Source organism: Euzebya tangerina (assembly GCF_003074135.1).
In the GTDB taxonomy this organism is placed as follows: domain Bacteria; phylum Actinomycetota; class Nitriliruptoria; order Euzebyales; family Euzebyaceae; genus Euzebya; species Euzebya tangerina.
Window position 1 is genome coordinate 420,952 of sequence record NZ_PPDK01000001.1, and the last position, 19,022, is coordinate 439,973.

Genomic DNA, 19,022 nt, shown 5'->3' on the forward strand with positions numbered 1-19,022 from the left:
ACCGCTGGGCTCCGTCCTGCATCACGGCGTGATCATGCCACCGTTCGGCTCAGGGTCACGGACGCTCAGGTCAGGGACGCTCAGGTCAGGGACGAGGCACCGATGAAGCAGTTGGAGTCCACGCGGGCTGCAAGCTCCGTCCAGGCGGCCGGCACAGCAGCGACCGGCTTGGCCCGTGTGGTGGCCGTCGCGGTCTCGTCAGCTGCCGGGAACCGACAGGGGAACTGGGCCTGCACACCGTTGCTGATCATCGCGGCGAGATCGACGACATGGTCGTGGGCGACGTCGTGGGCCTCCTGCTGGGTCTCAGCGCCCGCCAGGGTCTCGCGAATGAGTGCCTCGACGGTGTCGATGTGCCCGTCGAACTCGACGACGGTCGGCTCAGCCGGCATGTTGCCCTCGGTGGCCGAGGCGAAGAAGGCCGCGAAGTCCTGGGAGTACTGCCGCAGGTCTGCGTCGGCCGCGTCCTGCGCTGCCTGGTCCCCGGTGGCGACCCCGACGGCGTAGTCGACGAAGAACTGCAGATGACGGCGCCAGATGTTCACGAACGCATCTCCGGCCCCGTCGTCGTACACGAGGGCCACGGCGTCACCCAGTTCGAGGCCGTTGACGTCCAGGACGGTGTAGGCGGCCTCGGTCTCGGCTGAGTCCAGACCGGTCTCACCCGCCACGATGACCAGTTCGTGGGTCCGGGTGACGTGGTCTTGGATCAGGTCCCGGACCAGCTGGCGCAGCGCCGGCTCGGGAACTTCTGCCTCGATCGAGTCGTCGGTGCACTGGACCTGCCCGTCGGCGACCACGACCTCGCTTGCGCCGTCCTCGCCTTCGCCCGTGTCGGCGTCGCCCTCACTTGCGGCGGGCTCCGCCTCCGGGGGTGCCTCGGTGGCCTCGGCTTCCGTCGTCGCGGGTTCGGTGACCTCCGGTTCGGTGGCCTCTGGGTCGGTGGCCTCTGGGTCGGTGGCCTCGGCTTCAGTTGCCGCCTCCGTCGATTCGTCCGCTGCCGTCGCGTTGTCGGTGTCGGAGGCTGTCCCGCAAGCCGTGACGAGCAGGAGCAGGGTCAGCGTGGCGGCGATGAGTCGCAGGGTGATCATGACGTCGAAATTCCTTCGGTGGGTGTAGCTGGGCTCCCGTCAGGGCGGGGCGATTGGCGAGGATGCAGTGGCGGCAGGTCCGCCGGGTCGACGGCGGCCTGATTCCAGACGCCGGACTCGAGGTAGGGGCGCAGATGGTCCGGGTCCTGCGGCCGGGCCCAGAGGTAGCCCTGGCCCGTGTCGTAGCCGAGGGCTCGGAGGACGTTGGCCTGATCGGCGTCCTCGATTCCTTCGGCAACCGTCGCCAGACTGAGGTTCCGCGCCATGTTCAGAATCGTGGTGGCCAACTCGCGGTCGGTTTCTGCGGTCGCGACGGCATCGACGAAGCTCTTGTCCACCTTGAGGATGTCGATCGGCAGTTTCTGGAGGTAGGCGAGGGAGCTGTAGCCGGTGCCGAAGTCGTCGATGGCGATGCGGACCCCGAGGGCGCGGATCTGCGTCAGCCGCTTGGTCAGTTGGTCGGGATCGTCCAGCAGCGCGGTCTCGGTGATCTCGAGGATCAGTCGCTCCGGGGGGAGGCCGGACTCCTCCAGGCAGGCCGCCACCTCGTCCACGATCTCCGCACCTGTGAGTTGGGCCGCTGCCACGTTCACGCTCACCGCTGCGGGTGGGTGTCCCATGGGCATCGGCCACTGGGCAGCCTGCATGCAGGATTCGCGCAGTACCCAGCTGCCGAGCGGCACGATCAGGCCCGTCCGCTCCGCGATCGGTATGAAGCGATACGGAGCCAGGCGGCCCTCTGTCGGGTGATTCCAGCGGATCAGCGCCTCGGCCGTCTTCAACTCACCGGTGCGCAGGTCGTAGGAGGGCTGGAACTCGAGGAACAGCTGGTCGTTTCGGTCGAGCGCCCGCCGGAGGTCGGCAGTCAGGCGGAGCCGCTCTTCGATCTCCGCAGCCATCCCGTCGTGGTAGGCAACCGCCCGATCCCCGCCCGTGGTCTTGGCCTCCCGCGTGGCGGTGCCGGCCCAGCTGAGCATCACGTCGGGCGAGTCGATCTCGGACACCTGGTCCGCGTCGCCGACGGTCGCTAGGCCAGCGCTGGCACGACAGGGGTACTCCTGTCCAGCGATCTGGACGGGTGTGCGGAGCACGTCGAGGAGCAGGTCGACCAGGCGGAGGCCCCCCTTGGCACCCCGGCTGGTCAGGACCGCGAACTCGTCGCCGCCGATGCGCGCCACCGTTCCGTGGTCGCCGACCGTGGCGACCAGTCGTCGCGCAACCTCTTGGAGCACCGCGTCGCCGACCTCACGACCGGACGAGCTGTCGATCGCGCTGAACTGATCCAGGTCGAACAGCGCCACGGTGGTCGGTCCCTCGTCGCGTGCCGTGGCCTGCAGCGCGAGCTTGGTCCGGTCCAGCAGCAGCTCGCGGTTGGGCAGCTCGGTGAGGGTGTCGTAGAAGGCCGCGGTGGTGAGCCGCTCCTCGAAGGCCTTGCGCTCGCTGACGTCGTAGATCGTGACGGCCAGGCCACCGATGGTCGGCTCGTGCAGCAGGTTCACGATGACCATCTCACAGGCCAGTTCGATGCCGTCGGCGCGCCGCATCGTCAGGGCGGTCCGCTGACCGGACGACGACGTCCGCTCGATGGCGTCGGTGACAGCCACGAGCAGGTTCTCGCGGTCCTGCTCCACCACCAGGCCGAGGAGCGGCAGCCCTTCGCGCTCGAGCGGGTCATAGCCCAGCAGGCGTGTCATCGACGGGCTCGCGTACTGCAGGGTCGTGTCCGCATCGATCACGGCAACGAGGTCCGAGGCGTGCTGTGCGAGCATGCGATTTCGCAGCTCCTGCGCCTGGGTCGCCTCGCGCTCTGCGGCAGCGGCTGCCAGGCGCTTGCTGCGGCGGGCCGCGCTCACCCCGGCGAGGCCGAGCACGACCGCTGTGGCGATGAGGATGCCGCTGATCAGCAACTTGACGCTGGTGTTGTTCTCCTCGGCCGCCTCTCCCATGGCCTGCTGCAGCTCGAACAGTGAGGCGGAGAGGGCCGCGAAGGCCCCGGCGGCCTCACCCGGGCTCACGTCTCCTGCGGAGGCTGCGGTCAGGGCGGCCTCGACCGGCCGCAGCTTCTCGTCGGAGACGCCGATCGCCATCATGTCGGTCAGCAGGTCCCGGACTTCGCCGAGGCCTCGAAGCCGAGCGGACGCTGCTTCCTCGGCCGATGAGAGCTGGTCGACGGCCAGGTCCCGTTCGAAGGCCGCCTGTGCGCGGACCACGGTTGTCTGGGCCAGCCGGGCGTCGACAGCTGCGGTGTGGGCGGCCAGGACGCCGGCCAGTGAGACCCCGAGGAGGGCGGCGACGGCGAGGACGCGGAGCACCAGCTTGAGGCGGAGCGGCGAGGCGAACTCGATGAGCGTGCTCACGCAGACACCTCCACCGTCATGTCGATCCCCGGGTGAATCGTGCAGATCATCGAGTAGGTGCCCGGTTCATCGAAGGTGAACGAGGCGCTGGCCTGGTCCGGCTCGCGGCCGTCCAGCGTGAAGTCGAAGAGCCCGTCGGTCTCGGTGGCGGTGACCACGCCAAGCTCGCCATAGGTCCGGGAGCCGGACGTGACGGTGTGCACGATCTCGTCGTTGTTGTTCCATCGGACGCTGTCACCGGCGACGACGGACAGCTCGTCCACGCCGAACTGGAAGATCTCGATCTCCACCAGGTGTTCGGTTCCGGCGGGCTCGGGCTCGGGGTCGGCGTCCGGCTCATCGTCGTCGGCGGGGATCTCCTGGTCGGCGCCGACAGTTGTTCCTGCGTCGGCACTTCCCGCAGCACCATCCTCCCCCGCGGCTGAGCTGCAGGCAGCGCACGACAACAGCACCACCATCGCCCAGGCGAGTAGTCGTGTTCGGCGTGCACGTGCAGTTGACACCCGGTTGGAATCGGCACTCGGCTCGGCCCTCTTTAGCGAGTCCCTGGACGCCGCGGTGTAGAAAGGGGCCGTGAACGGTCGGATCGCGCTCGTTGTCGGAGCCACCGGCGGCATCGGGCGTGCAATCGCCCACGCGTTGGCTGGACGTGGTCACCGCGTCGCCCATGCCGATCTCGGTCAACCCGCTGTGGACATGGCATCCGATCGGGTGATGGGCGTCAGCTGCGATGTGACGGACTCTGCCGAGGTCGACGCCGCCTTCGGCCGTGTGGAGGCGGCCTGGGGCCCCGTGGAGATGCTCGTCTACGCCGCCGGTGTCCTGCGCAGCGAACCGATCGCGAGGACGACTGACGACGACCTCGCGGCGATGCTGGACGTGAATGTGGCCGGGGCCTTCCGGTGCATCCGCCGGGCTCTGCCGGCCATGCGGCAAGGCGGTTGGGGCCGCATTCTTCTGGTGGCGTCAGCAGCCGGTTTGACCGGCGGCAGTCCGGGTCTTGCCGGGTACGCCACGAGCAAGGGCGCGGTCCTCACGCTCACCAAGGCTGTCGCCCGCGACGTCGCCCCGGACGGCATCACGGTCAACGCCCTCGCCCCCGCGATGATCGAGACGCCGATGATTCAGGGCCTGTACGACCGACCCGCACCCGTCGGCAGGGTTGGGGCCCCGCAGGACGTCGCGCATCTCGCCGAGGCACTGCTGGCCGAGGAGGCCGGGTACATCACGGGCGAGATAATCGGTGTAGACGGTGGCTTCAGACTGGGTTGAGCGCGTCGCGCAGCACCCGGCTGAGGACGCCGTAGCCGCCCCGGTTCAGGTGGACGCCGTCGGCGGCGAAGAGCGAGGACGACACATCACCGCTCGTCCCGATCAGGTAGGTGAACCAATCCACGTAGGTCCAGCGCTCCCGCGAGGCCACGTCCCTGGCGATCAACTCGTTGGTCCGACGCACCGCGGCCACCCGATCCGACCGATCTGGGGTTGGCTTGAGCGAGACGAACATGAATGTTGTGTCCGGCAGCGTTCTCTCGGCCATGTCGGCGAAGCGAGCGATCTGCTGGGACACATCCTCCGGGGAGACACCACGTGCCACATCGTTCTCGCCGACGTATAGGACCACGCGGTCCGGACGGTGTGGTACGACCAGCCGATCGAAGTAGCTGTGACACGCGGCCACCGTTGACCCACCGAACCCCAAATTGAGGGCACCGGGCAGCCCGAGATCGGTCTGCAGTGTGTCCCACAGCCGAAACGTCGAGGATCCGTAGAAGACCGTCTTCGGACGCGATGACTTCTGCTGGGACGGTTGCAGCTCCAAGGCTCGGACGTCGATCTCGAACTCGTCGTCGACGGCGCTGACGGCGTCCCGATTGGTGATGATCTCGGGCGACGTCGAGGTCGACTGCCGCACCTCCTCGGCCAGCGCTGCCGCCTCCGCGACGTACCCGCGGAACTCGCTCCGATACTCCTTGAGGAAGGTCCGCAGGGTCGCAGGATCGTCCACATCGACCCCCCGCTCCTCCATCGTGAACGCCGGCTTGATTACACAGGCGAAGAAGGCCTCATGCGCCGGCTTGTCGAAGTTCGCCAGGGCGACGGGCACGATCCGGGGTGAGCTGTTGAAACGGGCACTCATGAGGAACGCGCCGGGACGCAACGGGCCGGGAGAGCGCTCCGTGGTGCTCTCCTCCTGCGTGATCGTGCCCTCAGGTGCGATCGAGATGGGCACGCCTGCCGCCAGGACCGCCTCGCACTCCTCCAAGAACCGGTCCTTGCGTGACCGTTTCTGCTCGGGTGTCTCCTCTCGCCACCCGGACTCCGGCGTGACCACCGAGATGTGCCCTTGCTGCTCGTAGTAGTCGGCACGCCAGAACTCGGTGAGATCGTTGGCTCGAGCGACGCGGAGCCCATCGCCGTACTTCGGCTCCATGATGAGACTGCTGATGAAGTGCGAATCGGGATTGAACAGGAACCCGTTCGGCAGGATCGAGTCGGGGGCGTAGGCCATGTGGTTGTAGATGACGATGCAGCCCGGCTCCTATGGGAGGTGCTCCCACCCCTTGATGGCGTACGGGACGTGGTCCACCGCCCGTCGGAAGTACTGCGACGAGAGCTTCCGCAGCTCCCGTGGCGGCAGGTGGCGGGACTGCACCACCGCGTCGTACGTGTCCTGCATGCCCTCGAAGAATCGGTGACTTCGTTCGAGGTCGCGAAGCAGATTGAGTCCCAGCGTTGCGACCACCCGTTCGTGTTCGCTGCCGTGGAAGTGCAGGCGATACAGCCGGTCGAACCCCTCCCGGCGCGTCAGGTAGTTGCCCAGGAGGTGCGTGACCCCGTACAGCGGTGACGTGGCCGGTAGCAGCGGCATGCTGTCCTCGACCAGGCTGTCCAGCACCGCGATCCCCCCGTCGGCAGGGCGGTCTGCCGGGTCCACCCGGGTCGACGTCAGGTAGTTGCGGAGCTGCGACTGCTGCTGCCTGAAGACTGCCGCCGCCCACTCGGGGCGCACATCCAACAGCTTGCCGAGGGCGGCGCGTGGGATGACGGCGAACCGCGAACGCCGCGTGGTCTGGACCGTGTAGGGGCCGGGGCAGGCGTGTCGAAGGTGGACCAGCACAGCAGGGTCCCGGATCGGACTGCATGCCGAACGGCCTCGCGCTCGCCGGTACCAACGCTGATCGTGAACCGCAGCGACGCGCGGCCGGACTGCAGCAGCCAGAGTCCGTCAACCGCCGCTCCCTCCTCCAGAACCTGAGTTCCCTCGTCCACGTCGTACAGGACGGTGTGCTGGGCCAGCCACGACCTGCACTCGGGATCCAACGGCGAGAAGCAGGGTGAGCTCCGGTACAGGTCCTGCAGGGTCTCCGGTTCCTGTTCGGGGGCACCGGTCAGGCCGAGGGCGGTGCCAGCCGCGACGAAGCTCGACTGCTGCGGGCGACCTCGGGCGTTCCACAACATCGTCGTCGTCATGCGGAAGATGAACTCCGCCAGACAGGCCCACAGCGTCGGCCGATCCACCGCCAACCGCTGCTGCTGGGTCAGCGGGAGCGTCAGCACGCTCACCTCGGTGGCTGCACGGACGGTGGCCCGATACCGGCGGACGTGGAGGCCTGTCCAGCCGACGGGCATCCACGGTGCCAGCGCGTCGGTGATGGTCTCGCCCCGATCGGCGTCTGCGACCAGGTGCTCATACGCCAGCGTTCCGGCGATGAGGAAGTGAACCGCCCGGGCTGGAGCATTCTGCTCCACGATGAGGTCGCCAGCGCAGTAGGTCGTGATGCTGGTCACCGGCGGCAGGTCGGTCGCCCACTCCTGGACCGGTTGGGCCACGGGGATGCCGGCACGTACGACATCGAGGAACCGCCGGACCGTGCCAGCGTCGGCCGGGGTCACCAGTCGACGGCGATGTACTTGGGCTCCAAGAACTCCATGAGCCCGTCCCGTGAGCCTTCACGGCCCAGGCCGCTCTGCTTCATGCCGCCGAAGGGTGCTGCCGGATCGGAGAGGAAGCCCCGGTTGATGCCGACCACACCCGCCTCGATCTGATCAGCGATGCGCAGTGCCCGCGACAGGTCGCCGCTGAAGATGTAGGCAGCCAGTCCGAAGGGCGTGTCGTTCGCCATGGCGAGGGCCTCGTCTTCGGTGTCGAACGACACCACCGGGGCAACGGGACCGAAGATCTCGTGCCCGAGAATTGGGTCATCGGAAGCGACGTGGCCGAGCACGGTCGGCTCGAGGAAGAAGCCTGGCCCATCCGGGGAGCCTCCACCGGTCAGGATCGTGGCCCCTGCTGCGATGGAGGAGGACACGAGGTCCGCGATCTCGGCTCGCGCCTGCGAGGTGATCATCGGTCCGACCTCGTTGTCCGGATCGGCTCCCGGACCGACTCGTAGTTCGCTCATCCGCTTGGCCAGGCGAGCACCGAACTCCTCGGCAATCGTGCTCTCGACGAAGAAGCGGTTCGCCGCGATGCACGACTCGCCTGCGTTGCGCATCTTCGCGACCAGGGCGCCCTCGACGGCCTCGTCCAGATCGGCATCCGCAAACACCAGGAACGGGGCGTTCCCGCCCAACTCCATGGAGCAGTTGAGAATGGAGTCGGCTGCCTGACGCAGCAGGATCGAGCCGACACCGGTTGAGCCGGTGAAGGAGACCTTGCGGACGGCGGGGTGCTGCATCATGGCGGCAACGACCTCTGCTGTGCGCCCGGTCGGGACGACGTTGACGACCCCGGCCGGCACGCCGGCCTGCTCCATCAGCATGGCCACGGCCAGTGCGGTCAGCGGTGTCTCCGTCGCCGGCTTCAGCACGACGGTGCAGCCGGCCGCAAGGGCGGGCGCGATCTTTCGTGTCGCCATCGCCGCCGGGAAGTTCCACGGCGTCACCAGGATCGAGACACCCACGGGCTGGTGGGTGGTGAGGATGCGCTTGTCCCCACCTGGTGCCACGCCGAAGGTTCCGGTGATGCGGACGGCCTCTTCGGCGTACCAGCGGAAGAACTCGGCTGCGTAGCTGACCTCCCCGTGGGCATCGCCACGACTCTTGCCGCCTTCCAGCATGATGAGCTCGGCCAGCTGGCCCCGCCGCTCGATCATGAGCCCGAAGGACCGTCGCAGGATCTCGGCACGTGACCGCGGAGGCGTGGAGGCCCACTCGGCTGCAGCCTGGTGGGCCGAGTCAACCGCCGCCAGCCCGTCATCGACGGTGGCCGAGGCCACGTCGGCGATGACCACCTCGGTCGCTGGATCGCAAATGTCGACCCGACCGCCGTCCAGCGCATCACGCCACTGTCCACCGATGTACAGACCGGTCGGGAGATCTGCGATCGGCAGGGCATGCGATCTCACGTCAGTGCACCGCCTTGACGCAGGCATCGACGATGCGCTGGACCGACGGCAGGACGGCGTCCTCCAGGTTGTCCGCGCTCGGGAGGGGAAGGTGTGGTGTGGTGACCCGGGTGAGTGGCCCGTCGATGTGCCAGATCGCCTCCTCCGCCACGATGGAGACCACCTCGGCACCCCAACCGCACAGCCGGGGATTCTCCTCGACCGTCACCAGACGGCTGGTCTTCTTGACGGATGCAAGCACCGTTGCGGTGTCCAGCGGAACGAGGCAGCGCAAGTCGATCAGCTCGGCAGAGATCCCCCGCTGGGCGAGGACCTCGGCTGCCTCCACGGCCTTGGGCACCATGTTGGCCAGCGCCACGATGGTCACGTCCGTGCCCTCGCGGAGGACGGCGGCCGTGCCGAGCTCGTCCACGATCTCGCCGTCCGGCACCAATCCCTTGGTGGGGTAGAGCTGCTTCGACTCGAAGAAGATCACGGGGTCGGGGTCGCGGACCGCCGCGGCCATCAACCCGATGAGGTCCTTCGGGTTCGACGGCGCGACGACCTTGAGCCCGGGGATCATCATGGCCCAGTTCTCAACGGCCTGGGAGTGCTGCGCGCCGAAGCGCAGGCCCGCCCCGTTGGCAGTCCGGATGACGAGCGGAACGGTGAACTGACCGTCCGTCATGTACCTCGTCTTGGGGATCTCGACCGCAACGAGGTCCCAGCACGTCGCCAGGAAGTCGCTGAACATGATCTCGGCGATCGGCTTGAGACCCGTCATGGCCGCTCCCATGGCGGCCCCGAGGATGGCTTCCTCAGAGATCGGGGTGTCGCGCACGCGTGACGGGCCGAACTCGTCGAGCAGACCCTTGGTGCCCTTGAAGACACCACCGGCTGCGGCCACATCCTCCCCGATCAGGTACACCGAGTCGTCCCGGCGCATCTCCTGGGCGATGCCGCGGGCGATCGCCTCCCGGTAGGTGATCAGCTGTTCCGCCACGAGTAACCTCCATCGGCCCAGACGTTGGTGAAGGCGGCCTGCGAGTCAGGGGCCGGTGCTGCCTTCGCATCCTCGGTTGCGGCGTCCACATCGGTCATCGCATCGTCCTCGATGGCAACCAGTGCGGATTCCTCGACGCCGAGGTCGACCAGACGTTGCCGGTAGTTCGGCATGGGGTCCCGAGCGAGCCAGGTGTCGACCTCCTCCTGCGGGCGGTAGTCCCCTGGATCGGCGCGCGAGTGCCCGCCGTGCCGATAGGTCTTGGCCTCCACCAAGGACGGACCGGCACCCGCCCGCGCCCGATCTACGGCGCGACGAGCAACGTCGTAGACGGCCTCCGGGTCGTTGCCGTCGACGATGATGGAGTCGAGGCCGTAGGCCGCGGCACGGTCGGCGGCCGGGTGTTCCACCGCCGTCACGTCATGGATGGAGGTGTACTCCATCCAGAGGTTGTTCTCGCAGACGAAGACGATCGGCAGCTCCCAGATCTTGGCGAAGTTCAGCGCCTCGTGGAAGGCTCCGATGTTGGTCGCCCCATCACCGAAGAAGCACACCGTCACCTGCCCGGAGTTGCGTTCCTTCGAAGACCATGCGGCGCCATTGGCGATCACCAGATGAGCCCCGATGATGGCGTAGGAGCCCATCACCCCATGCTCCGCACTCGTGAGGTGCATCGACCCGCCCTTCCCCCCGCAGACGCCCGTGGCCCGGCCGAGCAGTTCGCCCATCACACCGGGCATGGGCGTCCCGCGCGCAAGGGTGTGTGCGTGTCCGCGGTAGGTGCAGAAGGTGTAGTCGTCAGCGCGCTGGGCGACGGCGAACCCTGCGGCCACGGCCTCCATGCCCAGCGAGAGGTGCGAGGTGCCCTTCACCAAGCCCTGCATGAAGAGCTTGTACGCGCGCTCTTCGAAGCGGCGGATGCGGACGACCTGTCGGTACAACGCGAGGCGAACCTCGGTGCTGACCGTCGGGTTGGCGACGTCCGTGGTGAGGTCGGTGTGTGTGTCAGTGGTGGTCACGAGATAGGTCCTCAGTACTCGTTGGTGACAACAAGGTCTTCAGCGGGGAACAGGGTCAGCAACTCGGCGCCGTCGGCGGTCACGACGATCTCCTCCTCGATCCGAGCGGCGGAGTGACCGTCGGTGGCCGGCCAGTACGTCTCGAGCGCGAAGACCATCCCCTCCTTGATCTCCACGGGGTTCTCCAAGCTGTTCAGCCGGGAGATGACAGGCCGCTCGTGCAGGCCAAGACCCAGGCCATGACCGAACTGCAACCCGAAGGCCTCGTACTCCGAGGAGAAGCCGAACTCGTCCGCCTGCGGCCACAAGCGCGCGATCTGATCGGTCGACACGCCGGGCTTGACCGCATCGATTGCGGCATCGATGAGCTCGCGGGCCTTGGCGTAGGCGTCTCGGTGGGCCTGCGTCGCGCGACCCACGGCGAAGGTGCGGTAGTAGCAGGTCCGGTAGCCATTGAATGCATGGATGATGTCGAAGTAGGCCTGGTCCCCGGGGCGGATGAGGCGGTCGGAGAGAACGTGGGGATGGGGGTTGCAGCGCTCTCCGGCGATGGCGTTGATCGCCTCGACCTGCTCGGACCCCATCTCGAAGAGTCGTTTGGTGGCGAGGGCCACGATGTCGTTCTCCCGGACACCGGGCTTCAGCGCCTCGTAGATGTCGTGGTAGACGCCGTCGACCATCGCTGCCGCCTGGGACAGCAGAAGGATCTCGTCGCGGTTCTTGATCTCGCGGGCGTCGAGCATGACCTGCTGCCCGTCACGGACATCGACCCCGGCGCCCTCGAGTGCGCGGAGGAAGGGAATCTCTGTAACGTCAAGACCGAGCGGCATGTCGGCGACGCCCTCGTCCCGGAGGATGGCCGCGATCTCCTCCGCTGCAGCCTGTGGGAGGTCACTGGTCGGCGCGATGGCGCCCTGCAGGCCGGTGTTGCCAGCACGAGACTGCTCGCCGGCCAGCCAGGGCGAGTGGAGCCGGTGGTTCTTGGCAGCGGAGCCGAAGTCCCAGATCCACGGCTCACCCGTCCGGGTCAGCAGCGCCCATCGCTCGGTCTTGTTGTAGCCCCAGGTCCCGATGTGCGTCGACGTGAGGTAGCGGATGTTGGAGCTCTCGAAGACGAGCAACGCGCCGAGGTCGCTCTGTTCGAGTGCAGCACGGGTCCGCTCCAGCCGGTAGGCGCGGAGACGCCGGAAGTCAACGCGCTCTTCCCAGTCCACACCCTGGATGCCCGGGGCGGGCACGTTGCTCTGTGCGAACTCTGGCCGCATTCCCGTCACGGTGATCATCCTCCAAAGGGCCCTCGATTTGCAGAGCATTCTGCAATCGATTGCTTGGCACCGTAACGGCATCGGAGGGAGCCGTCAAGAGGTCAGTCGGGACGACGAGCACTCCCCGACCAGTCCATGGTCGACGCCCGAGGGACCAGCACCGGGGGCAGGGTCAGCTTCGGCGTTGCGCCGCCGCCCGCCTCGATGAGCATGGTCGCCGCGTCGGCTGCAAGTCGGCCGAGCTCGTAGCCCGGCAGCCGGATGGTGGTCAGTGGCGGGGCGGTGTACCGCGTCATCTGGGTGTCGTTGTAGCCCATCACGGCAACGTCTTCGGGACATGACAGACCCCGCTCCTTCAGCACGTCCAGCGCCCCGAAGGCCATGAGGTCGTTGTGGGCGAAGACGGCCGTCGGTGGCTCGTGCAGCGAGTCCAAGAGGCGACTCATCAGTCGCTGACCCTCCTGCAACGTGGGAAACGCCGCACGCTCCGGCGGTTCCAAGGACACGATGCTTCGCAACTCGAGGTAGCTGCGAAAGCCAGCCGTCCGCTCCTGGAACGAGGAGACGTTGACGGGACCGCAGAGCTGCGCGATGCGGCGGTGACCTGCGGAGACGAGGTGCTCAGCCGCCAGCCGCCCGCCCCGTTCGTCGTCGTGAACGATCGCGGAGAGACCTGAGTCGGGAAGATGTCGGACCGCCAGCACCAGTGGCACCTGACGAGCGATCCGGCGCAGCAGCTGCTCGTCCCCGTGCCTGGCAGCCGTGGTGATCACGGCGTCCACGCGGCGGCCGAGGACGGCGTGCATCACCTGCTCCATGCGTTCGGAGTCGTCCTGGGTCTCTGCCACGAGCGGCATCACCCCGCGCCCGCCGAGGCCGTTCTCGATGCCCCGAAGGACAGGAGCGATGAACGGGTTGCCGAGATCGGCGACCACGATCGCGAAGGTGTTGGTCCGCCCGCGCCGCAGTCCGCTGGCGATCGCATCGCCCTGATAGCCGAGTTCCACGGCGGCCGCCCGGACGCGCGCCCTGGTTGAATCACCGACCAGCTGCGACTTCTGGGGGTCGAGCGCCCGCGAAACCGTGGAGACGTGGACGCCAGCCTGACGAGCGACGTCCTTCAGCGTGACCTTCGCCATGCACTCCTCGCGCGAATCGTTTGGGGGGCGGCAACCCGATCGTAGTTCGCACTGTCACGGCCTCAGGTGAAGCTCTCATCAGCGCACCCACCGGAGAAAATCCCTTGACACCGTCTGAGCCACCACCCTATGCTGCCGTAGCGCAATCGATTGCAAAGCCAGGAGCCGACCCGGGCGCAGTCGATCAGTGCACGAAGGGAGCACAAGCGTGGACGCACCAGCCCAGCCGATCATCGAGGCCCACGACATCGTGAAGCGCTTCGGCGGCGTGGTGGCCGTCGACACCGTCAGCATCGCCGTCGCACCCGGCGAGGTGCATGGGCTGTGCGGTGAGAACGGTGCGGGCAAGTCGACCCTCATGAAGGTGCTCGCAGGTATTCACACGCCGACTGAAGGGCGCGTGCTCGTCGGCGGCGAGCAGATGGACAACACCACCCGGGCGGCGCTCGAGGCAGGGGTCTCCCTCGTGCACCAGGAGCTGAGCCTGGTCCCCGAGATGACGGTCGCCGAGAACATCGTTCTCGGTTCAACCCCCACGCGTGGGGGCTTCATCGACCGCAAGACCATGCGATCGGTTGCCACAGCGGCGCTGGAGAACATCGGCATCCCGATGGACCTCGACGAGCCCATCTCGCGGCTGTCGGTTGCGATGCGCCAGTTCGTGGAGATCGCCAGAGCGGTTGCCCGGGACCCCCGCGTCCTCATCCTGGACGAACCGACCGCAACCCTGACGCCGGCCGAGACCGACTACCTCCTCGACATGTTGCAGCGCCTTGCCGACACCGGGATGGCCATCATCTACATCTCCCACCGGCTGCCGGAGATCTTCACGCTGTGCGACACGGTGACCGTACTGCGCGACGGACACCACGTCGGGACCGTGACGATCGACGACATCACTCCGGGTGAACTGGTCGACATGATGGTCGGTCGCGAACTGAAGATGGACCTGCAGACGCGCCACAGCGTCGAGCCCGGCGACGTGGTGCTCCGGGCCAGAGGTGTCACCGCACCCGGGGTCAACGGCGTCGACCTCGATGTCCGCGCTGGGGAGATCGTCGGGCTCGGAGGCCTGGTCGGTGCCGGACGGACCGAAACCGTCCGTGCCATGATCGGCGCGGACCCGCGGACGGGCGGCCACGTGACTCTCACCGTCGACGGGCAGTCGACAGCCATCCGCAGCTTCGGTGGCGCCGTCGCGGCGGGCCTGGCGTACGTCCCCGAGGAGCGCCGCGCCGACGGACTCGCCCTCACCATGAGCGTGGCCGACAACATCGAACTCCCCAACCGGTCAGGGCTCGCGAAGTCAGGCATCCGCATTCCGCAGCGCATCGCCGAGTTCGCCCAACGGCTTGCCGACACCGTCGGCCTCCGGCCGCCAGATGTGACCCGCGACGCCGGAACCTACAGCGGTGGCAACCAGCAGAAGGTCGTGTTGGCCAAGTGGCTCGGACGCCAGCCGAAGCTCATCATCCTCGACGAACCGACACGGGGGGTGGATGTCGGCGCGAAGGTCGAGATCCACCGACTGATACGGGAGCTCGCGGAGGGCGGCACCGCGGTGCTGATCGTGAGCTCGGACCTCCCTGAGCTGCTCGAACTCTCCAGCACGATCCACGTGGTCCGGGACGGTCGCATCGTGGGAACGTTGTACGGCGAGGACGCCGATGAGAAGTCGGTCATGTCACTCGCGGCCGGAGAGGAAGCGACGGTGAGTGCGGCATGAGTGACAAGGCCGTGGCCGATCCGGCCACCACCACACCGACGGCGGCCTCCGCGGACGACCCTGGCGTCGAGGTCCGGAACACGTCCGTCCTCGAGTGGATGGCGGAGCGGGGAATCCTGATCTTCACCGCACTGCTCATCGTGGTCTCGGCGATCTTCATCGACGGGTTCGCCTCGCTCGACAACATCACCGACGTCTTCAACCGAGCCGCACCCATCGGGATCGTGGCGGTCGGCATGACCTTCGTCGTGATCACCGGCAACTATCTGGACCTGTCGGTGGTGGCCCAGGTTGCCACAGCCGCGGTCGTGCTGATCGCCGTCAATAACTCCCTCGGGCTGATCCCCGCGATGCTGCTCTCGCTGGTCATCGCCGTGGTCTACGGCATCGTGAACGGGGTCGCGGTCGGGGTCTTCAAGGCCAATGCGGTGATCGTGACGCTTGCGACGACGTTCATCGGCCTCGGCGTCCTTCGCTGGGCCAGCGGCGGCAGCATCTACTTCGGCCCGGAGGACAGTCTCATCCGCTCCTTCGGCCAGGCCAAGCTCGGCCCCTTCCCGCTGTCCATGTTGGTCTTGGTCATCGTGACGCTGCTGCTGGCCTTCGTGCTGGAACGGACCACCTTCGGCTTCACCGTCAAGTCGTTCGGCTCCAACGAGAGCGCAACCCGGTTGGCGGGGGTGAACACGTCAATGGTCGTCATCGGCGCGTTCTTCCTCTCAGCTCTGGGCGCAATGCTCGGTGGATGGGTGCTGGGGGCCTTCTCCAACACCGCCGTCTCGGCCATGTCGGTCGGCTTCGACTTCCGGGCACTCGCGGCCATCATCGTTGGGGGGACGTCGGTCTTCGGCGGTCGCGGCAGTGTCCTGCGGACCCTGCTGGGTGTGATCTTCGTGAGCATCCTGACCAACGTCATGGTGCTCTCTGGACTCGGGTTCGGCGTCCAACAGATGGCCATCGGCGGCCTCATCGTGGCCGCGGTCTCACTCGACTCCCTGGCACGGAAGGCCGCAGCATGACCACGCTGACCGAGACCCGCTCACCGCTGGGTCGCATGCGCGCCACCTTCGCTCGTCGCACCGAGGGCCGTGCGGTGGTCCTGCTGAGCCTCATCGCCCTCGTGACGATCTTCGTCGAGCCGGTCACCTTCACCTCCTTCGAGGTCACGCTTGGCCGGATCGCCCTGATCGGCCTGGTGGCACTGGGCCTGACCACGGTGATCCTGATGGGTGAGCTCGACCTCGCCGTCGCGAGCACCTTGGCCGTATCCGGTGTCGTGATGGCCAGCTTCGACAACCTGTTCGTCGGGGTGCTGGCGGCCCTCGCCGTGGGTCTGCTGGTGGGCGTGGTCAACGCCTTCTTCGTCGTGATCGTGGGCATCAACTCCTTCATCGCCACGCTTGGCATGCTGTTCTTCCTGCGTGGCGCCGCATTCGTGATCTCGAACGAGGAGCCGGTCCGGTTGGCCGACCGGGACGCCGGCATCACGTTTGGCCAGGACCTGATTGGCCCTCTCACCCCCCGCGTCCTGATCTTCTTCGCCGTCTTCATCCTGATCCATGTCTTCGTGACGCGAGTTGGCGCAGGCCGGCAGTTCTACGCCGTGGGCGGGAATCGTGAAGCGGCCGTCGACGCCGGCATCCCGGTGAAGCTCCGCGTCCTGACGGGCTTCATGATCTCGGGATTCATCGCCTCGCTGGCGGGTGTGATCAACACGCTCGAGCGGACCGCGGCTGACCCGACGGCAGGCGGCACGGTGCTCTTGGCCAGCTTCGCCGCCGCGATCATCGGTGGTGTCTACCTGAAGGGCGGCCGCGGATCCGTTCTCGGGACGCTCCTCGGCGCGGCGACGCTCGGAATCCTCCAGGTCTCCTTGACCCTCGCCGCGGTCCAGGTCGACGTCCAGAACATCGTGATCGGCAGTGTGTTGCTGCTGGCCGTGATCACGGACCCCGAGAACCTTCGCGCCGTCGTCGGCAACGTCCGCTCGTTCTTCTCAAGTCGCTCATCCACTCAGCTCCAAGCCTGAGACCCACTGCACCCGCCGGACCGGTGGGTGCCCGACTACCCCGTACTGAGATAGGGAGATACACATGCACACAACAACCTGGCGACTGCTCGGTCTCTTGGCCGTCGCGATGCTGGTCCTCGCAGCCTGCGGCAGCGACGACGGCGGTGATGAGGCAGCCGGTGGTGCGGACACCGAAGAGGCGTCGGACGATGGCGGGGAGGACCAGGGAGACGACGGCGGTGATGAGGGGGCGGATGACTCCGACGAGGCCGCGGACTCCGGGGGTGGGGAGTTCGAGGTCTTCGCGCTGCTGCCACAGGGCACCGACCAACCGTACGGCACGACGTACCTCCCTCCCTTCGAGGAGACCGCGGACGAGTTGGGGCTGACGCTGACCATCACGAACTCCCAGTACGACGCCGACACGCAGGCCAGCGAGTGCGAAGCCGCTGTGGCCGCGGACCCCGACCTGATCATCCTCTGGCCCGCCGTTGCTGACACCGTCCGCCCCTGCCTCCAAGCGGCCAACGACGCCGACATCCCCGTAACGGTCACTAACTCCGACGTCCTCGAAGAGGACCAGGAGCTGACCGCCGCCTACTCCGGGCCTGACACCTACGGGCAGGGCGTCGCATCCGCTGAGATCATGTGCGAACTCGCGGGGGGCGAGGAGACCGGCATCATCATGATCAACGGACTGACCGGCAACACGACCGCCATCGACCGTGAGAACGGCTTCGAGGACACCATCAACGAGCAGTGCCCCAACGTCGAGATCCTGGCGCGTCAGCCCGGGAACTGGAACAAGGACGAGTCGCAGCTCGCCGCCTCGGAGATGATCACGGCAGTCGGCCCCGAGAACATCGACGGCGTCTACGCCGCCGACGACACCATGGTCGCAGGCGCAATCGACGCCCTCCGTGCCCGGGACATCGACCCGTCCGAGCTGCTGATCACCTCGATCGGCAACACCTTCTTGGGCAACCCGCTCGTGGTGGAGGGCTCGCTGGACGGGACGGTGTTCCAGTCCTCCTCGTGGGATGGCGAGAACGCGGCATCCGTGGCGCACCAGGTGCTGACGGAGAGCCCGGGCGAGCGCATCGTCGAGTTCATGCCATCGGTCCCGGTGACGGCCGACAACGCCGAGGACGCCGAGGTCGCCCCCGAGTGGTGAGGTCGCCCCCGAGTGGTAAGGCCCCAGACCGTCGGGTCGCTCGACCGCATGATGTGGTCGGGCGACCGACACAACCGCAACAGCGAAAGGAACTGAGTGATGGATCCGAACCGGTTGGATGGCAGGTGCGCCCTCATCACGGGCGCGGCGCAGGGTATGGGGGCGGCCGTGGCGAAGAACTGGGCCGCCCAGGGCGCCAAGGTGTGCCTCGGCGACATCAACGTCGAGGGCGTGGCACAGGTGGCCAAGGAGATCGCCGAGGAGGGGGGAACCGCAACACACGTCCGGCTTGACGTCACCGACGAGGACGATGCGGTGGCTGCTGTCGCCCACACCGTCAGCCAGTTCGGCGAGATCAACCTGCTGCTCAACAACGCGGGCGTCAACAAGCCGCGCTTCTTCATGGACATCGACAAGCCCAACTACGACTTCATCATGGGCGTCAACGCCTGGGGGAAGCTGAACGTCATGCTGGCCGCCGCCCGGCAGATGCGGGAGCAGGGCAGGCGCGAGTACGTCTACAAGATCATCAACGTCGGCTCGATCCTCTCGCGGGAGACCTTCGACGATGTGATCGTGTACGGGATGAGCAAGCACGCGGTGCTCGGCCTGATCAAGGGTGGCGCGAAGGGGCTGTGGGAGTACGGCATCACCGTGAACGGGTACGCGCCCGGCGTGGTGCGGACCGAGATGTGGGAGCAGCTCGACCGTGACCTCGTCGAGATCGGGAAGTTCGACAAGAAGGGCGAGTCGATGGACTCGATCGCCGAGAACATGATCCTGATGGGTCGCTACTCCTACCCCGATGACATCATCGGCACCGCGGCGTTCCTTGCCAGCCCGGACAGCGACTACATGACCGGGCAGCTGCTGATGATCGACGGGGGCATGGTCATCCAGTAGCCAG

General features: G+C 67.2%; 17 protein-coding genes. 6 read left to right on the plus strand and 11 right to left on the minus strand.

What is annotated here, in order from left to right:
- Positions 1–80 precede the first annotated feature (80 nt).
- Genes C1746_RS01970 through C1746_RS01980 form a run of 3 tightly spaced genes read right to left on the minus strand, consistent with a single transcriptional unit; the run spans position 81 to position 3,906 of the window.
- On the minus strand, positions 81–1,091 hold the full coding sequence (locus C1746_RS01970; RefSeq protein ID WP_116713023.1) for a hypothetical protein: 1,011 nt from the start codon (positions 1,089–1,091) through the stop codon (positions 81–83).
- Positions 1,088–3,448, minus strand: coding sequence for a putative bifunctional diguanylate cyclase/phosphodiesterase (locus C1746_RS01975; RefSeq protein WP_116713024.1), 2,361 nt, complete (start codon positions 3,446–3,448; stop codon positions 1,088–1,090). Before C1746_RS01975 ends, C1746_RS01970 begins: the two co-directional genes overlap by 4 nt.
- Positions 3,445–3,906 (minus strand): plastocyanin/azurin family copper-binding protein, encoded by a 462-nt coding sequence (locus C1746_RS01980; RefSeq protein ID WP_162867273.1) that lies wholly within the window; start codon positions 3,904–3,906, stop codon positions 3,445–3,447. The genes C1746_RS01975 and C1746_RS01980 overlap by 4 nt, the downstream gene beginning before the upstream one ends.
- Positions 3,907–4,021: 115 nt before the next feature.
- Here C1746_RS01980 and C1746_RS01985 point away from each other — a divergent pair, with 115 nt between their 5' ends.
- Positions 4,022–4,720 (plus strand): SDR family NAD(P)-dependent oxidoreductase, encoded by a 699-nt coding sequence (locus C1746_RS01985; protein WP_116713026.1) that lies wholly within the window; start codon positions 4,022–4,024, stop codon positions 4,718–4,720.
- On the opposite strand, the gene C1746_RS01990 is transcribed toward C1746_RS01985, so the two are convergent.
- From C1746_RS01990 to C1746_RS02025, 8 genes are all read right to left on the minus strand, one after another.
- A complete protein-coding gene (locus C1746_RS01990; RefSeq protein ID WP_116713027.1) occupies positions 4,707–5,960 on the minus strand; it encodes a GDSL-type esterase/lipase family protein in 1,254 nt (417 codons plus the stop codon). The genes C1746_RS01985 and C1746_RS01990 overlap by 14 nt on opposite strands.
- 30 nt (positions 5,961–5,990) lie before the next feature.
- Positions 5,991–6,461 (minus strand): hypothetical protein, encoded by a 471-nt coding sequence (locus C1746_RS01995; protein WP_116713028.1) that lies wholly within the window; start codon positions 6,459–6,461, stop codon positions 5,991–5,993.
- Positions 6,398–7,345 carry a cyclic nucleotide-binding domain-containing protein gene (locus C1746_RS02000; protein WP_162867274.1) on the minus strand — a complete coding sequence of 316 codons (948 nt, stop codon included), beginning with the start codon at positions 7,343–7,345 and terminating at the stop codon, positions 6,398–6,400. Before C1746_RS02000 ends, C1746_RS01995 begins: the two co-directional genes overlap by 64 nt.
- Positions 7,342–8,826 carry an NAD-dependent succinate-semialdehyde dehydrogenase gene (locus C1746_RS02005; RefSeq protein WP_116713030.1) on the minus strand — a complete coding sequence of 495 codons (1,485 nt, stop codon included), beginning with the start codon at positions 8,824–8,826 and terminating at the stop codon, positions 7,342–7,344. Before C1746_RS02005 ends, C1746_RS02000 begins: the two co-directional genes overlap by 4 nt.
- Positions 8,801–9,781, minus strand: a complete 981-nt coding sequence (locus tag C1746_RS02010; RefSeq protein WP_116713031.1) for an alpha-ketoacid dehydrogenase subunit beta — start codon at positions 9,779–9,781, stop codon at positions 8,801–8,803. Before C1746_RS02010 ends, C1746_RS02005 begins: the two co-directional genes overlap by 26 nt.
- On the minus strand, positions 9,766–10,800 hold the full coding sequence (locus C1746_RS02015; protein WP_116713032.1) for a thiamine pyrophosphate-dependent dehydrogenase E1 component subunit alpha: 1,035 nt from the start codon (positions 10,798–10,800) through the stop codon (positions 9,766–9,768). Before C1746_RS02015 ends, C1746_RS02010 begins: the two co-directional genes overlap by 16 nt.
- Before the next feature lie 11 nt (positions 10,801–10,811).
- Positions 10,812–12,065 carry a M24 family metallopeptidase gene (locus C1746_RS02020; protein WP_205711649.1) on the minus strand — a complete coding sequence of 418 codons (1,254 nt, stop codon included), beginning with the start codon at positions 12,063–12,065 and terminating at the stop codon, positions 10,812–10,814.
- 101 nt (positions 12,066–12,166) lie between these two features.
- Positions 12,167–13,204, minus strand: coding sequence for a LacI family DNA-binding transcriptional regulator (locus C1746_RS02025; RefSeq protein ID WP_116713034.1), 1,038 nt, complete (start codon positions 13,202–13,204; stop codon positions 12,167–12,169).
- A 208-nt stretch (positions 13,205–13,412) separates the two neighbouring features.
- Here C1746_RS02025 and C1746_RS02030 point away from each other — a divergent pair, with 208 nt between their 5' ends.
- The 5 genes from C1746_RS02030 (at position 13,413) to C1746_RS02050 (ending at position 19,018) form a co-directional block, all read left to right on the plus strand.
- Positions 13,413–14,930, plus strand: coding sequence for a sugar ABC transporter ATP-binding protein (locus C1746_RS02030; protein WP_205711650.1), 1,518 nt, complete (start codon positions 13,413–13,415; stop codon positions 14,928–14,930).
- Positions 14,927–15,949, plus strand: a complete 1,023-nt coding sequence (locus C1746_RS02035) for an ABC transporter permease (RefSeq protein ID WP_116713036.1) — start codon at positions 14,927–14,929, stop codon at positions 15,947–15,949. The genes C1746_RS02030 and C1746_RS02035 overlap by 4 nt, the downstream gene beginning before the upstream one ends.
- A complete protein-coding gene (locus C1746_RS02040; protein WP_116713037.1) occupies positions 15,946–16,959 on the plus strand; it encodes an ABC transporter permease in 1,014 nt (337 codons plus the stop codon). The genes C1746_RS02035 and C1746_RS02040 overlap by 4 nt, the downstream gene beginning before the upstream one ends.
- Before the next feature lie 64 nt (positions 16,960–17,023).
- Positions 17,024–18,115: a sugar ABC transporter substrate-binding protein gene (locus C1746_RS02045; RefSeq protein ID WP_205711651.1), complete on the plus strand. Its 1,092-nt coding sequence runs from the start codon at positions 17,024–17,026 to the stop codon at positions 18,113–18,115.
- Positions 18,116–18,214: 99 nt separating this feature from the next.
- Positions 18,215–19,018 carry an SDR family NAD(P)-dependent oxidoreductase gene (locus C1746_RS02050; protein WP_116713038.1) on the plus strand — a complete coding sequence of 268 codons (804 nt, stop codon included), beginning with the start codon at positions 18,215–18,217 and terminating at the stop codon, positions 19,016–19,018.
- Positions 19,019–19,022 lie beyond the last annotated feature (4 nt).